13 protein-coding genes are annotated in these 15,670 nt (G+C 67.4%); 8 read left to right on the top strand and 5 right to left on the bottom strand.

Annotated elements, in window-relative coordinates; all coding sequences use genetic code 11:
* Window positions 1-64 precede the first annotated feature (64 nt).
* From DB459_RS14055 to DB459_RS14035, 5 genes are all read left to right on the top strand, one after another.
* Window positions 65-1,327: a cytochrome P450 gene (locus tag DB459_RS14055; protein WP_253705811.1), complete on the top strand. Its 1,263-nt coding sequence runs from the start codon at window positions 65-67 to the stop codon at window positions 1,325-1,327.
* Window positions 1,328-1,403: 76 nt separating this feature from the next.
* The gene (locus DB459_RS14050) at window positions 1,404-2,678 is read left to right on the top strand and encodes a cytochrome P450 (RefSeq protein WP_253713564.1); all 1,275 of its coding nucleotides are present in this window, start codon (window positions 1,404-1,406) and stop codon (window positions 2,676-2,678) included.
* Window positions 2,679-2,855: 177 nt separating this feature from the next.
* On the top strand, window positions 2,856-4,028 hold the full coding sequence (locus DB459_RS14045) for an acyl-CoA dehydrogenase family protein (RefSeq protein WP_253705809.1): 1,173 nt from the start codon (window positions 2,856-2,858) through the stop codon (window positions 4,026-4,028).
* 19 nt (window positions 4,029-4,047) lie between these two features.
* Window positions 4,048-5,175, top strand: a complete 1,128-nt coding sequence (locus DB459_RS14040) for a CaiB/BaiF CoA-transferase family protein (RefSeq protein ID WP_253705807.1) — start codon at window positions 4,048-4,050, stop codon at window positions 5,173-5,175.
* Window positions 5,172-6,023: a MaoC family dehydratase N-terminal domain-containing protein gene (locus DB459_RS14035; protein ID WP_253705805.1), complete on the top strand. Its 852-nt coding sequence runs from the start codon at window positions 5,172-5,174 to the stop codon at window positions 6,021-6,023. The genes DB459_RS14040 and DB459_RS14035 overlap by 4 nt, the downstream gene beginning before the upstream one ends.
* A gap of 141 nt (window positions 6,024-6,164) precedes the next feature.
* Here DB459_RS14035 and DB459_RS14030 read toward each other — a convergent pair whose 3' ends face one another.
* Window positions 6,165-6,959, bottom strand: coding sequence for an SDR family oxidoreductase (locus DB459_RS14030; RefSeq protein WP_253705803.1), 795 nt, complete (start codon window positions 6,957-6,959; stop codon window positions 6,165-6,167).
* A 160-nt stretch (window positions 6,960-7,119) separates the two neighbouring features.
* Window positions 7,120-7,809, bottom strand: coding sequence for a hemolysin III family protein (locus DB459_RS14025; RefSeq protein WP_253705802.1), 690 nt, complete (start codon window positions 7,807-7,809; stop codon window positions 7,120-7,122).
* Between the two features lie 225 nt (window positions 7,810-8,034).
* On the opposite strand from DB459_RS14025, the gene DB459_RS14020 reads away from it, so the two are divergent.
* Complete coding sequence (locus DB459_RS14020) at window positions 8,035-9,510, top strand: YcjX family protein (RefSeq protein WP_253705800.1); 1,476 nt, start codon at window positions 8,035-8,037, stop codon at window positions 9,508-9,510.
* Window positions 9,507-10,562 (top strand): YcjF family protein, encoded by a 1,056-nt coding sequence (locus DB459_RS14015; RefSeq protein WP_253705798.1) that lies wholly within the window; start codon window positions 9,507-9,509, stop codon window positions 10,560-10,562. The genes DB459_RS14020 and DB459_RS14015 overlap by 4 nt, the downstream gene beginning before the upstream one ends.
* Window positions 10,563-11,107: 545 nt before the next feature.
* Here DB459_RS14015 and DB459_RS14010 read toward each other — a convergent pair.
* The 3 genes from DB459_RS14010 to DB459_RS14000 all read right to left on the bottom strand — a co-directional run bounded on the left by DB459_RS14010 (window position 11,108) and on the right by DB459_RS14000 (window position 13,922).
* The gene (locus DB459_RS14010) at window positions 11,108-11,728 is read right to left on the bottom strand and encodes a hypothetical protein (RefSeq protein WP_253705796.1); all 621 of its coding nucleotides are present in this window, start codon (window positions 11,726-11,728) and stop codon (window positions 11,108-11,110) included.
* Entirely contained in the window at window positions 11,725-12,474 is a 750-nt protein-coding gene (locus DB459_RS14005; RefSeq protein ID WP_253705795.1) for an SDR family oxidoreductase, read from the bottom strand. Before DB459_RS14005 ends, DB459_RS14010 begins: the two co-directional genes overlap by 4 nt.
* A gap of 191 nt (window positions 12,475-12,665) precedes the next feature.
* The gene (locus tag DB459_RS14000; RefSeq protein WP_253705793.1) at window positions 12,666-13,922 is read right to left on the bottom strand and encodes an allantoate amidohydrolase; all 1,257 of its coding nucleotides are present in this window, start codon (window positions 13,920-13,922) and stop codon (window positions 12,666-12,668) included.
* 197 nt (window positions 13,923-14,119) lie between these two features.
* Between DB459_RS14000 and DB459_RS13995 the strand changes: the two genes are divergently transcribed.
* The gene (locus tag DB459_RS13995; RefSeq protein ID WP_253705792.1) at window positions 14,120-15,517 is read left to right on the top strand and encodes a nucleobase:cation symporter-2 family protein; all 1,398 of its coding nucleotides are present in this window, start codon (window positions 14,120-14,122) and stop codon (window positions 15,515-15,517) included.
* The last annotated feature ends 153 nt before the right edge of the window (window positions 15,518-15,670 follow it).

Raw genomic sequence — 15,670 nt, 5'->3', positions numbered from 1 at the left:
ACAGACAGGTTGGCGCCCGGCGGCACGGGTCGCAAGAGGGCGCGGACCGACAGGGAGACGCACCATGGACCTCGCCCTCAAGCCGGCGACGCCGGCGTCGCTGCGTTCCGCCCGCGACCGCGCCTATTCGACGCCGCTCGAAGACTTCGATGTCGGCCACCCCGAGCTGTTCCGGACCAACAGTTTCTGGCCGTATTTCGAACGGCTGCGAGCCGAGGATCCGGTGCACTACTGCCGCGCCGGCATGTTCGGCCCCTACTGGTCGGTGACCCGCTACAACGACATCATGCAGGTCGATACCAGCCACGGCGTCTTCTCCTCGGAAGCGAGCCTCGGCGGCATCACCATCCGCGACGCGAGGCCTGAATTCCGCCGGCCGATGTTCATCGCCATGGACGAGCCCAAGCACGGCGCCCAGCGCAAGACCGTGGCGCCGATCTTCGCGCCGCACAATCTCGATCAGCTCGCCGTCGGCATCCGCACGCGCACGGCGGAATGCCTCGACGGCCTGCCACGCAACGAGACTTTCGATTGGGTGGACCGCGTCTCCATCGAACTGACGACCCAGATGCTGGCGTTGCTGTTCGACTTCCCCTGGGAGGAGCGGCGCAAGCTGACGCACTGGTCGGATGTCGCCACCGCGATTCCCGTCGACCAGGCGGCTGAGGACGTCCGCCAGGCGGAATTGGAGGACTGCCGCGCCTATTTCGCCAGGCTGTGGGAGGCGCGCAAGGCGGCGCCGCCGAAAGGCGACCTCCTGTCGCTGATGGCCCATGCCGAGGCGACGCGGGACATGGACGCGAACAATTTCCTCGGCAACCTCATTCTCCTGATCGTCGGTGGCAACGACACCACCCGCAACACCATGACGGGCTCGGTGCTGGCGCTCAACGAGAACCCCGGCGAATACCGCAAGCTGCGCGCCGGCCCGGCGCTGATCGACAGCATGGTCCCCGAAGTGATCCGCTGGCAGACGCCGCTCGCCCATATGCGGCGAACCGCGCTGCGCGACACCGAATTGTCCGGCAAGCGCATTCGCGAGGGTGACAAGGTGATCATGTGGTACGTCTCCGGCAACCGCGACGAGACGGTGATCCCGGAGGCCCACCGCTTCATCATCGACCGGCCGCGGCCGCGCCAGCACCTGTCCTTCGGCTTCGGCATCCATCGCTGCATCGGCATGCGGCTCGCCGAACTTCAGCTCAAGATCGTCTGGGAGGAAATCCTCAAGCGCTTTCCGCGGATCGAGGTGGTCGGCGAACCGACGCGCGTCTATTCGTCCTTCGTCAAGGGCTACGAGACGCTACCGGTCCGCATTCCGGGCTGATAGAACGCCGCAACAGAAATTCCGGGGAGGAGACCGCATGCTCGCCGCCATAGGGGGCGCCGCCGACAGTGGCTTGATGAACGACGGCTTGACGAACAACGGCTTGACGAACAACGCCCTGGAAGAGGCCCGCGCCAAGGCCTATGCGACGCCGCTCGCCGACTTCCATCCCGGTCACCCGGAATTGTTCCGCAGCGACACGCTGTGGCCCTGGTTCGAGCGCCTGCGCAGGGAGGCGCCGGTGCATTTCTGCAGCACCAGTCCGATCGGCAATTACTGGTCGGTGACGCGCTATGACGACATCATGCATGTCGACACCCATCCGCAACTCTTCTCATCGGATATGCGGCTCGGCGGCATCATGCTGCGCGACGTCGAGCCCGATTATCAGTGGCCGAGCTTCATCGCCATGGATGAACCGATGCACGGCCCGCAGCGCAAGACGGTGTCGCCGCTGTTCACGCCGGTGCATCTCGACCGCCTGGCGGTGCTGATCCGCGAGCGCGCCTGCCGCATCCTCGACGAACTGCCGCGCAACGAAACCTTCAACTTCGTCGAGCGCGTCTCGATCGAGCTGACGACGCAGATGCTGGCGACCCTGCTCGATTTCCCGTTCGAGCAGCGCGGCAAGCTGACCCGCTGGTCGGATGTGGCGACCGCGCTGCCCAAGAGCATGGTGGTGGCCAACGAGGCGCAGCGCCGCGCCGAACTGATGGAGTGCGGCGAGACCTTCGTGCGGATGTTCAACGAACGGGCCCGGCAGGAGCCGAAGAGCGACCTGATCTCGATGATGGCGCACAGCGAGGCGACGCGGTCCATGGATCTCGACAACCTGCTCGGCAATATCATCCTGCTGATCGTCGGCGGCAACGATACCACCCGCAATAGCATGACCGGTTCGGTGCTGGCGCTGAACCAGAATCCCGCCGAATACGCCAAGCTGCGGGCCGATCCGGCGCTGATCGACGGCTTCGTGCCCGAAGTGATCCGCTGGCAGACGCCGCTCGCCCATATGCGTCGCACTGCGCTGTGCGACACCGAGCTTGGCGGCCAGACCATCCGCAAGGGCGACCGGGTGGTGATGTGGTACGTCTCCGGCAACCGCGACGAGACGGCGATCGAGCAGCCCGACCGCTTCATCATCGACCGGCCGCGGCCGCGCCAGCACCTGTCCTTCGGCTTCGGCATCCACCGCTGCGTCGGCATGCGGCTCGCCGAACTGCAGCTCAAGATCGTCTGGGAGGAGATGCTCAAGCGCTTCCCGATGATCGAGGTGGTCGGCCCACCGAAGCGGGTCTACTCCTCCTTCGTGCGCGGCTACGAGGCGCTGCCTGTCCGCATCCCGGCCTGATCGGCGATCGAAGTTCGGTGCGCGCGGCAATATTCCGCCGAGCGGTTCGCCGCGCCGCATGCCGATGCAGCGGTGCGGCAGCTTAGGCGTTGCAATGGGCAGGGCGATCACGGAAGAAGAGGTAACCCCGCGCCCGCGGCGCGTGATGTTCTCCCGACTTGAGGACCCCGGTTAGCCATGACCCAGAGCCACGCCACCGAAGCCGACGATCACTCCGACATCCGCGACGCCGTCGCCAGGCTGTGCGCGCAGTTCTCCGGCGAGTACTGGCGCAAGCTCGACCGCGGCATGGAATATCCGGCGGAGTTCGTCGATGCCCTCACCCGCTCCGGATACCTCTCGGTGCTGATCCCCGAGGAATATGGCGGGTCCGGCCTGACGCTGTCGGCGGCGGCGGCGATCCTCGAGGAAGTGCAGCGCTCGGGCTGCAACGGCGGCGCCTGTCACGCCCAGATGTACACCATGGGCGTGCTGCTGCGGCACGGCAGCGCCGCGCAGAAGCAGCAATGGCTGCCGCGGATCGCCTCCGGCGAATTGCGCCTGCAAGCCTTCGGCGTCACCGAGCCGACCAGCGGCACCGACACCTCTTCGCTCAAGACCTTCGCCCGCCGCGACGGCGACCATTACATCGTCAATGGCCAGAAGATCTGGACGAGCCGCGCCGAACATTCCGACCTGATGATCCTGCTGGCGCGCACCACCCCCAAGGAGCAGGCCGCCAAGCGCACCGACGGACTGTCGGTCTTCATCGTCGACATGAAGGCGGCCAAGGGCGACGGCCTGACCATCCGGCCGATCCGCACCATGATGAACCATGCGACCACGGAGGTGTTCTTCGACAACCTTAAGGTCCCGGCGGAGAACCTGATCGGCGAGGAAGGCAAGGGCTTCCGCTACATTCTCTCCGGCATGAATGCCGAGCGCATCCTGATCGCCGCCGAATGCGTTGGCGACGCCAAGTGGTTCATCGCCAAGGCGACCAGTTACGCCCGCGAGCGCGTGGTGTTCGGCCGCCCGATCGGCCAGAACCAGGGCGTGCAGTTTCCCATCGCCAAGGCCTATGCCGCCATGCGCGCCGCTGAACTGATGGTGCGCGAGGCGACGCGCAAATACGAAGCCGGACTCGACTGCGGCGCCGAAGCCAACATGGCCAAGATGCTGGCGGCGGATGCGTCCTGGGAGGCGGCCAATGCCTGCGTCCAGACCCATGGCGGCTTCGGCTTCGCCGAGGAATACGACGTCGAGCGCAAGTTCCGCGAGACGCGGCTCTACCAGGTGGCGCCGATCTCGACCAACCTGATCCTGTCCTTCCTTGCCGAGCACGTGCTCGGCATGCCTCGCTCCTACTGAAAGCGGCGGAGTTCCGAGCATGCGCGCACTCGAAGGGGTGACCGTCGTCGCCGTCGAACAGGCCGTCGCCGCGCCGTTCTGCACCTCGCGCCTCGCCGACGCCGGCGCCACCGTCATCAAGGTGGAACGGCCCGAGGGCGACTTCGCCCGCGGCTACGATGCCGCCGCCAATGGCCAGAGCAGCTATTTCGTCTGGCTCAATCGCGGCAAGCAATCGGTCGTGATCGATCTCGCCACGGCCGCGGGCCGCCGCAAGCTGGAAGCCCTGATCGCCGGCGCCGACGTGCTGGTGCAGAACCTCAAGCCGGGCGCCATGGACAAGCTCGGCTTTGCCATCGAGCGACTGCGCCGCGACTATCCGGCGCTGATCCTCTGCACGATTTCGGGCTATGGCGACGAAGGCCCTTACGCCGACCGCAAGGCCTATGACCTGCTGATCCAGGCCGAAAGCGGGCTCGCCTCCATCACCGGCGGCGCCGACGGCCCCTCGCGGGTCGGCGTCTCCATCGTCGACATCGCCACCGGCGCGGCCGCCCAGGCCGCGGTGCTCGAGGCGCTGATCTCGCGCAGCCGCACCGGCATGGGCGCCGACATCCGGATCTCGATGTTCGATGTGATGGCCGACTGGCTCACCGTGCCGCTGCTCAACGCCGAGGCCGGCAATCCGCCGAAGCGCATGGGCCTCGCCCACCCCTCGATCGCGCCCTATGGCGTGTTCCGCTCGGTCGACGGCAAGGACATCCTGATCTCGATCCAGAGCGAGCGCGAATGGAAGAAGCTGTGCGGCGAGGTGCTGGAACGCCCGGAACTGCCGTCCGACCCGCGCTTCGCCAACGGCGTCGAGCGGGTGCGCCATCGCGCCGAAACCGACAGGACCGTCGCCGAGGTATTCGGCCGGCTCTCCCGCGACACCCTGATCGAGCGGCTCGCCGCCGCCGACATCGCCTTCGCCGAGGTCAACAGCATGGCCGACCTGACGACGCATCCGCATCTGAGGCGGATCAAGGTCGCGACCGAAAAGGGCACGGTCAGTTATCCGGCGCCGGGCGCCCAGTTCGTCGGCGAGGCGCGCAGCTATGCCGCGGTGCCGGCGATCGGCGAGCACAACGCGGCGATCGACGCCATCATCAAGGACTACGAGGCATGAGCACCGCCGTCGATCTCGATCACCTGCGCCGCTGGATCGGCAACACCGATGCCGCGACCGACATCGTCACGGCGCAGCTCACCAGGGCGCTGCGCGCCACGCTGTTCATCGACATCGGCCAGCCCAAGGCCGGCGATGCCGCGCCGCTGACAGTGCACTGGTGCCTCGCCCAGCCGGTGGCGCCGATGTCGGCGCTCGGCCCCGACGGCCATCCCGATCGCGGCGGCTTTCTGCCCCCGGTGCCGTTGCCGCGGCGGATGTGGGCGGGCGGCAAGCTCGAATTTCTCGATGCTCTGCGGGTCGGCGACGAGGTCACCCGCACCTCGCGCATCGCCGACGTCACCTTGAAACAGGGCTCGTCCGGCGCGCTGTGTTTCGTCACGGTCGCTCACGACATCACCACGCCCCGCGGCCTTGCCGTGCGCGAGCGCCAGGACATCGTCTATCGCGAGGCCACCACGACCGCCGCCGCTTCGGCGCCGGTGCCGGCCGCGCCGCCGCCCGCGCGCCACCGCCGCAGTCACATGGCCGATCCGGTCCTGCTGTTCCGCTATTCGGCGCTGACCTTCAATGGCCATCGCATCCATTACGACCGCGACTACGTCACCAAGGTCGAGGGCTATCCTGGACTGGTGTTCCACGGCCCTCTCCAGGCGGCGCTGCTGACCCAGTTCGCCGCCGATCTGCACGGCGGCGCCGCGCCGAAGGTGTTCGACTATCGCGGCGTCGCTCCGCTGTTCGACGGCGCCGAATTCAGCCTCAATGCCGACGAGACCGCGAACGGTTTGGCGCTATGGACGGCAAATGCCGCCGGCACGCCGACCATGAAGGCGACGGCGACGTGGTGAGCGTGTTGCGCGGCGTTGCCGATGCAGCGCCCCTGCTCTCTCCGCCGTCATCGCCTGCTTTCCGGCCGCGGCAAGCGGAGCCCGCAGGGTTTACGGTGACTTGATAAACTCCGTCATGCCCGCGCGCCGATCGTCGCGGTCTCAACGCGCCGCCGCCTCACGCATCTTCGCCTGGATCTTCGCCATGCCACCGATCCAGCGGTCGTAATTGTCGAGCTTGGCCCGCATGTAGTCGGCGACCTGCGGGTGCGGCAGAATCAGGAACTGCTCGTTGGCGATGCCCGCCAGCGCCGATGCTGCAACCTCCTCCGGGCTGAGATTGCCGTCGGCGGATTGCGGCCCCTTCGGCAGGCCGCGCAGCATGTTGGTGTCGACCCCTTGCGGACAGAGGATCGAGACGCGGATGCCGTCGGCCCGGTGCGAAATCGCCAGATTCTCGGCAAAGCCCACCGCCGCATGCTTGGTGGTGGAGTAGGCGGCGCTGCCGATCTGGGACAACAGTCCTGCCGCCGACACCGTGTGCAGGAAATAGCCGCCGCCGCGCGCCTTCATTCGCGGGACCAGATGCCGCGCCGCATAGACATGGGCCATGACATTGATCGCCCAGCTCTTCATCCACGGCTCGTCGGAGCTGCCCGCGGCGTTCTCCGACAGCGGATCGAAGCCGGCGCCGATGCCGGCATTGGAGCAGAACAGCGCGATCGGCCCGCAATCCGCCTCGGTCCGCTCGATCAGCGCGCGCACGTCGTCCTCGCGGCCGACGTCGGTGCGCACCGCGCGGCCGCCGAGCGCAGCCGCGACTTTTTCCGCCGCCGGCATATCGAGATCGGCGACGATCACCTTCGCCGCGCCCTCGCGATGAAAGAGTTCGGCCAGCGCCTTGCCGATGCCGTTGCCGCCGCCGGTGACGACCACGACCTTGCCCGCGACGTGCATGCGTATTCCCCCGCTGATCGATTGTGCCGGCGCGATTTAATGGCGCGACGGCGTCAGCCGCAAGCAGGATTCGGGGCCCAATCCTTTGCTACGTCGTGCGCTCGCGCATGACGAAAGCAACTGAGATCGTGCCCCGGGCTACGCTCTTGAGATCAGATGCTCACGCCAGCACGAGATCCAGCACCGCGGTGTAATGGCAGGAGGCGCCGAGCAGCACGAAGGCGTGCCATATGGCGTTCTGGAAACGCAGGCGCTCCCAGACGTGGAAGATCACGCCGAGCGAATAGAGAATGCCGCCGGCCGCGATCAGCGACAGCGTCACGACCGGCAGAGCCGACACCAGCGTGTCATAGAGCATGACGCCGCTCCAGCCCATGGCGAGATAGAGCACGATGGAGAGCCGGTCGAAGCGGCCGGGCAGCGCGATCTTGAGCACGGTACCGATCACCGCGACCAACCAGACGCCGGTCAGCAGCGCGAGGGCATAGACGCTGCCTTTAACCTGAACGATGAAGGGCGTATAGGTCGCGGCGATCAGGAGATAGATCGCCGAATGATCGAGCCGGCGCAACCACCATTTGAAGCGCGACACCGGCAGCAGGTTGTAGGTCGCCGAGATGCCCAGCATCGCCAGCAGGCCGCCGGCGTAGACCACCACCGCGGCCACCTGGGCGCCCGGACGATAGAGCGAGGCGAGCACGATGAGGATCGCCGCGGCGATCAGGCCGCAGCCAACCCCGATGGCGTGGACGACACCGTCGGCCATCAGCTCGGCCCGGTCGTAATTCCAGCGCACGCCGTGCGGGGCGCCGTGCAGCGCCGCGTCGGTGAGCTGCTTGAGGCGGAACATTCTGCCGCTTCTTCGCTCCGTCATGTTCTCTACGACCCTAAACCCTGCAAATCTGCCGGCCCACGGCAGCGGCTCCTTGCCGCTGGCTGCCTCCATGCCCGGCCGGGACGGCAAAATTTTGTCGCCCCCATCATCCAATAGACGGGCAAGGTGACAATTTCGTCAACGGGAAGAGGCGAACACGATGTGTTGCATTTCATGTCCACAACCCGTTTGATTTAGCTCATGTCGTCACGTTTCTCTGATCTCGTCGAAGAGGCCCGCCTGTCCCTGCAGGCGCTGGCCGATTACGGCGACCAGTTTTTCCATCCCGCCGTCCGGCTCGGCGTCACCGGCCTGTCGCGGTCCGGCAAGACGGTGTTCATCACCGCTCTCGTCCATGCCATGCTGCGTGGCGGCCGGCTTCCGGTGTTCGAGGCCGCCAGCGGCCGGATCGCCAAGGCCCGCCTGTCCCCCCAGCCCGACGACGCAGTCCCGCGCTTTGCCTATGAGGATCATATCCGCACCCTCGTCGAGGCGCGACAATGGCCGCACTCGACCACCGACATCAGCGAACTCCGCCTCGTTATCGACTACCAGCGCGCCAGCGGCGCCGACCGCAGCCTGACCCTCGACATCGTCGACTATCCGGGCGAGTGGCTGCTCGACCTGCCGCTGCTACACAAGAGCTACGAGGAGTGGTCGGCGGAAAGCCTGATGCTGTCGCGCAAGGCGCCCCGCGCCGAGCTGGCCGCGCCCTGGCATGGCCTGCTCGCAACCCTCGATCCGCTCGCCGCCGCCGACGAGCAGGCGGCCCGCGCCTCGGCAAAGCTGTTCACCGACTATCTGCGCGCCTGCCGCGACGAGCGCTTTGCCATGAGCATGCTGCCGCCCGGCCGTTTTCTGATGCCGGGCAGCCTCGCGGGCTCGCCGGCGCTGACCTTCGCGCCGCTCGAACTGTCCGGCGCCGGTGACGCACCGGCCGGCTCGCTCTGGGAGATGATGCGGCGCCGCTTCGAGGCCTATAAGGACGTCGTGGTCCGGCCATTTTTCCGCGACCATTTCGCCCGGCTCGACCGCCAGATCGTGCTGGTCGACGCCCTCGCCGCCTTCAACGCCGGCCCCGAGGCGCTCGCCGATCTGCAAGCCGCGCTGGCGGGCATTCTCGACTGCTTCCGCGTCGGCCGCGGCACCTTCTTCAGCGCGCTGCTGCGACCGCGGATCGACCGCATCCTGTTCGCCGCCACCAAGGCCGACCACCTCCATCATGCGAGCCATGATCCGCTGGAGGCGATCCTGCGCCGGATGGTGGAAGGCGCGGCGAAACGCGCCGAATTCGCCGGCGCCGCCGTCGACGTGGCGGCGCTCGCGGCAGTGCGCGCCACCCGCGAGGCCCGCGTCCGGCGCGGCGGCGACGACCTGCCCTCGATCATCGGCACGCCCGCGGCCGGCGAGAGCGCCCATGGCGAATTCTTCGATGGCGAGACCGACGTCGCGACTTTTCCCGGCGACCTGCCGATGGCTCCCGATAGCCTGTTCGACCCTGCCGCGCCGGCGCAAGCCCAATTCCGCGGCCTCAGCCACGGCGCCGCCGGCGACGCCGATTTCCGTTTCCTGCGCTTCCGGCCGCCGCGCGCGCCCGCGGCCGGAATCGACGCCCCGCTGCCCCATATACGCCTCGACCGCGCCCTGCAGTTCCTGATCGGAGACCGCCTGCGATGAGCCAGCCCCCGCGCCGGCCAGCGACCTTCAAGCTCGACGATCCCGATGTCGTGCTGCTGCCCCCCGCCGAGGAGGCCGGCCGCGCGCAGCGCGGCAAGGTCCATGTCACGCCGGAGCCCGAGCCGACGCCGCCTGCGGTCATCCTCGAGACGGCGCCGCTCCTGCCGCGGCGCAGCCTGCGCTGGGGACCACTGTTCTGGGGTTCGCTCGGCGGCATCGTGCTGCTCGGTCTCGGGCTCGGACTGACCAATCTGGTCGAGGACCTGTTCAACCGCAGCACCGCGCTCGGCGCGGTCGGATTAGGCTTCGCCGCCGCGTTCGCCGTCGCCCTTCTCGCCATCGGCCTGCGCGAAATCCGCGCCCTGCTGCGGCTCTCCACCATCGAAACGCTGCATCTCCGGGCCAGCGCGGTGCTGGCGAGCGACGACCGCGTTGAGGCAGCGGCCATCCTGCGCGAACTGATGCGCCTCGCCCACGGCAATCCGCGCCTCGCCCATGCCCGCGCCGTGCTGCAGAGCCACAGCCGCGACATCATCGACGGCGCCGACCTCCTGCGTCTCGCCGAACGCGAAGTGATGGCGCCGCTCGACGCCGAGGCGCGGCGCCTGATCATCACCGCTGCCCAGCGGGTGTCGATCGTCACCGCCGTCAGCCCACGAGCATTGGTCGACATGCTGTTCGTCTTCGCCGCCGCGGCGCGGCTGATCCGCCAGCTCGCCCTGCTCTATGGCGGCCGGCCGGGCCTGCTCGGCCTGATCAAGCTGACACGCCAGGCGATCGCCCATCTTGCCATCACCGGCGGTCTCGCCGCCAGCGACAGCCTGGTGCAGCAGATGCTCGGCCACGGTATCGCGGCGAAACTGTCGGCGCGGCTCGGCGAAGGCCTGCTCAACGGCCTGTTGACCGCTCGGCTCGGCCTCGCCACCATTGACGTGACGCGGCCGCTACCCTTCGCGGCACTGCCGCGCCCGGCGCTGGCCGACCTCGCCGCCGATCTGATGCGCAACCGCGAGGCAGGGACAAACGCCGGGGCGGACGGGAAAGAGGGCTAGTGTCCCGTCTCCGAATGACCGCTTCGTTTGCCTCACCCTCGCACGGTCATTCGGAGACATCGGGACACTAGCAAAATCAAAAAGCTAGTGTGGCTTATGTCTCGCAATTGCCTACAGGGGCTTGCCGCAAAGGGCATAGGCAATTGCGAGACGCCACACTAGTGTCCTGTCTCCGAATGACCGCTTCGTTTGCCTCACCCTCGCACGGTCATTCGGAGACATCGGGACACTAGCAAAATCAAAAAGCTAGTGTGGCTTATGTCTCGCAATTGCCTACAGGGGCTTGCCGCAAAGGGCATAGGCAATTGCGAGACGCCACACTAGTGTCCCGTTTCCAACGTTCTGACGCGCGTTTGAAGAACTCGCTGCAATGCTGAAACGAGCGTCAGATCGTCCACACTAGATCGCGCGTCTTGTCGTCACGCGAACCGACCTCTCCCCGCCAGCGGGCCGCTTACGCGGGGCGAGGTGAAGCGCCGGATCGCCCGTTGCACTCTCCATTGTCAGTTCGACCTCGGCGGGTCGTGAATGTCGAATCCACTCCATCAGTCCAGCTTCATCCATTCATCCGCCGGCAACACCTCCGGCGTCTGGCCGTAGCCCCGCGTCCACAGATCCACGGTCCAGCGCACGTTGGTGCTGTGGTCGATCAGGATCGGCGTGTTGTGAGGGGTCTGCAGCACCAGGGCGTTGCCGCGATAGGTCGGATCGCCGACGCTGTGATGCTTGAGCAGGCCCCAGTCCTGCATGATGAGCAACAGCCCGGTGACGTTGCGGGTGGTATCCCAGCAATCGAAATTATGGGCATCGTCGCGATAGCGGAAGTCCGCCCTCGCAACCCGCCGGTCGGTGCCGAGAATCGGTCCCATGTGACGATCGAACCAGACCACCGCCTTCTGCACCGCTGCGCGCTCCGCCGCCGGCGAACCGCGGCCGGCGGCGAGGATCGACGTCAGCGCCGCGCGATCGGCAGCTGTAAAGGCGTATTCGAGACGACGCCGGCAGATGAACCCATAGCAGACGGTCATCTGACCCGGCGACGGCGCATAGGCGCTGACATCCTCCCAGAGCTGCGCCTGGGCGCGGCTGATCTCCATCGCCGCCGCCGGCAACGGTCCCGCGCCCAGCGCGGCAACGAGGGCGAAGAAGCGAGGCCAAAGCATCATGGGCCATTTCCTGCAAAGCTGCGGTTCCAGGTGGGACTGATCAGGATCTCGTTGACGCAGACATGGGGCGGCATGGTCGCGACGAAGGCGATAGTACGGCCGAGGTCCTCCGGCTGCAGCATCCGCGCCATGTCTTCGACGCTCGGCGGCACCGGCCGGCTCTTGAGGATCGGCGTCGCCACCTCGCCAGGCGACAGCGCGCAGGCGCGGATGCCGTGCCGGAACTCTTCCATGTTGAGCGAATGGGTCAGCGCCACGACGGCGTGCTTGGTGGCGGTATAGGCCGGTCCAGTGAGCTTGGAGACATGGCGGCCAGCCCACGACGCAATGTTGACGATGCAGCCGTCCTGCTGCGCGCGCATCGCCGGCAGCACGGCGCGGATGCAATAGACGAGACCGTTGAGATTGATCTTGACGATCTGGTCCCAGCCCTCGGTGGTGACATCGGCCCAGCTTCGCTTCGGCAGATTGAGCCCGGCGCTGTTGACGAGGCAATCGATCCGGCCGTGCTCGGCGAGCAGTTCCGTTGCGACTCTTTCGACGTCGGCGGCGTTGCCGACATCGAGCGCCCGCGCGGTGACCGCGCCGCCCCTGGCGCGCAAGCTCGCCGCCGCCTCGTCCACGACCTCGGCGCGGCGGCCGGAAATCACCACGCGCCAGCCCTGAGCGGCGAGCGCTTCGGCCCCGGCAAGGCCGATGCCGCTGCCGCCGCCCGTGATCCAGGCGACCTTCTGCTGCACCGTCATTGTTCGCCTCCTCCCCTGGTTCCGGCTGTGATCGCGACGCGCGCGGCCGGTCGAGCGGATGTTAGCCGCGCCCGATGGCGCCGTTCAACCGCACTAGTTTCCTGTTTCCAACGTTCGTATCCCATTGCAGCAGGCGCTCATACGAACGTTGGAAACAAGGGGACACTAGCATCATCATGATTCTAGTGCGGTCAGCGAGCGTTGTCCCGCGGGGAGAAAGTCTCGATCAGGCGCAACAGCACCTTCGCGCCGGCCTCGACATCGCCGAGCTCGGCGTGCTCGTCGGGGTGATGGCTGATGCCGCCGCGGCAGCGCACGAAGATCATCGCCATGTCGGCGATATCCGCGATTGCCATGGCGTCGTGGCCGGCGCCGCTGGGCAGTTCGCGAACGGCGTAGCCTTCCGCGGCCACGGCGGCGGCGACCTGTGCCTTGAGCCAGCCGGCGCAGTTCACCGTGCGATTCTCATGGGTCACCGTGATCGCAACCTCGAGGCCGCGACGCCGTGCCGCCGCCTCGATCGCGGCGGTGAGGTCGCCGACCGCCGCCTTGCGGCGATCGTCGCCGGCGGTTCGGATGTCCATGGTGAAACCGACGCGGCCGGGAATCACGTTGGTCGCCCCCGGTTCGGCGGCGATCTGGCCGACGGTGCCGACCAGACCAGCATGGCCGCGGCAGTAGGTCTCGATGGCGAGGATGCATTCGGCGGCGCCTGTCAGCGCGTCACGGCGCAGCGCCATCGGCACGGTCCCGGCGTGACCGGCCATCCCGGTCAGCGTCACCGAAAGGCGGGTCGCGCCGCTGATCGCGCTCACCACCCCGACCGGCAGCCCTTCGGCCTCCAGCACCGGCCCCTGCTCGATGTGGAGCTCGACATAGCCGAGCACGGCACCCGGCGCATGCGCCGCCGTGGCGATGGCGCCGGGATCGAGCCCAAACGCGCGCAGCGCCTCGCGCATGGTGATGCCGTCGCGGTCAATGCTGTCGAGCGCGCGCGCGTCGAAGGTGCCCGCCACCGCCCGGCTGCCGAGCAGGGTCGATGCGAAGCGTACCCCCTCCTCATCGGCGAAGCCGACGACCTCGATGGCGAATGGCAGCCGCCGGCCGCGGCGATGCAGGGCGCCGACGCAGGCGATCGCGGTGATGACGCCGAGCGGTCCGTCCCAGCGGCCGGCGTTGCGCACGGTGTCGTAATGGGAGCCCAGCATCAGGCACGGCAGGCCGTCCTGCTCGCCCTCGTAGCGCCCGACCACATTGCCGATGGCATCGATGGCGGCACTCATGCCCGCGTCCCGCATCCAGCCCATCAGCAGGTCGGCTGCGGCCCGGTGCTCCGGCGTGAGAAAGACGCGGGTAATGACACCCGGCTCGGCAGAGATCGCCGCGAGTTCGTCGATATGGGCGACAATTTCGCGCCCCAGCGCGGCGGCAGGCTCGGCAATCGTCATGGGCAGCTCAGTCTCCCGCAAGAGGTGGAGGGGCGGTGCAGCGGCCATTGTGGCGCCTCCGCCGACACGCACAAGGCACATTGCGATGCATCCGGCGCACCGAAACGTCAAGCGTCTGGCACGACGCCCGATTATCGGCTTAGATCGACGTGCCGGTTCGACCAACGCCGCGGGGGCGGCGAACACAAGGGGGTCTCATGAGCAGCGAAGTCCATCCCGTCGACCGGAAACTACCGGTGCCGCGGCTCGTCGTCCTTGGCCTGCAGCACGTGCTGGTAATGTATGCCGGCGCGGTCGCCGTGCCCCTGATCATCGGCCGCGCGCTCAAGCTGTCGCCGGAGGATATCGCCTTCCTGATCAGCGCCGACCTGTTCGCCTGCGGTCTCGCCACGCTCGTGCAGTGCATCGGCCTGCCCGGCGTCGGCATCCGCCTGCCGGTGATGATGGGCGTCACCTTCGCCGCGGTCGGTCCGATGCTGTCCATGGCCGGATCGCCGGATATCGGGCTGCTCGGCATCTACGGTTCGGTGATCGTCGCCGGCCTGTTCGCCATCATCGTCGCGCCGTTCATCAGCCGGCTGCTGCCGCTGTTTCCACCGGTGGTCACCGGCACCATCATCATGGTCATCGGCATTTCGCTGATGCGGGTCGGCATCAACTGGGCGGGTGGCGGCCTGCCGACGCTGACCAGGGTGGTGGACGGCGTGCCCGGCGCCTTTCCCAATCCGGCCTACGGCCAGTTGCAGGGGCTCGGCATCGCGCTGTTCGTGCTGCTGGTGATCCTGGCGCTGCTCAAATGGGGCAGCGGCTTCATCTCCAACGTCGCGGTTCTGCTCGGCATCATCGCCGGGGCGGTGCTCGCGACGACGCTCGGCGTCATGCATTTCGAAAAGGTGGCGAGCGCCGCCTGGGCCGACATCGTCGTCCCGTTCCGCTTCGGCGCGCCGAAATTCCTGCTGGTGCCCTCGATCACCATGTGCATCGTCATGATCGTGGTGATGATCGAGTCCCTCGGCATGTTTCTCGCGCTCGGCGAGATGACCGACAGGAAGATCGATCAGCAGGCGCTCGCCCGCGGCCTGCGCGCCGACGGCGTCGGCACCCTGCTCGGCGGCATTTTCAACACCTTCCCCTACACCTCGTTTTCCCAGAACGTCGGACTCGTCGGCGTCACCGGCGTGCGCTCGCGCTGGGTGACGGCCACCGGCGGCGCGATCATGCTGCTGCTCGGGCTGATGCCGAAGATGTCGGCGCTGGTGGAGGCGGTGCCCCAGGTGGTGCTGGGCGGTGCCGGGCTCGTGATGTTCGGCATGGTCGCCGCAACCGGGGCGCGGATCCTCACGGCGGTCGACTTCAAGACCAATCGCTTCAACCTGTTCGTGGTCGCGATCTCGGTCGGCTTCGGCATGATACCGCTGGTGTCGCAGAACTTCTTCAAGCAGCTGCCCTCTCAGCTTCACCCGCTGCTGGAATCCGGCATCCTGCTCGCCGCCATCGCCGCGGTGGCGCTCAACGCCTTCTTCAACGGGCTCGGCACAGCCGAGAGCGCCAAGGCCGATGCCGCGCAGACGGCCGCGGCAGCCGAGCACGCCTGAGCCCAGGACTCACGGAAAACGAGCGTCAGATCCACCGCACTAGTGTGGCGTCTCGCAATTGCCTACCGCCTTTGCGGCAACCCTCTCGTAGGCAATTGCGAGACATAAGCCACACTAGCACTTTGATTTTGCTAGTGTCCCTATGTCTCCGAA

Origin of the sequence: Bradyrhizobium sp. WD16, assembly GCF_024181725.1 — a bacterium.
Lineage (GTDB): Bacteria > Pseudomonadota > Alphaproteobacteria > Rhizobiales > Xanthobacteraceae > Bradyrhizobium_A.
The sequence above is the reverse complement of the archived record's forward strand: the minus strand, read 5'-3'. Positions and strand labels throughout refer to the sequence as shown.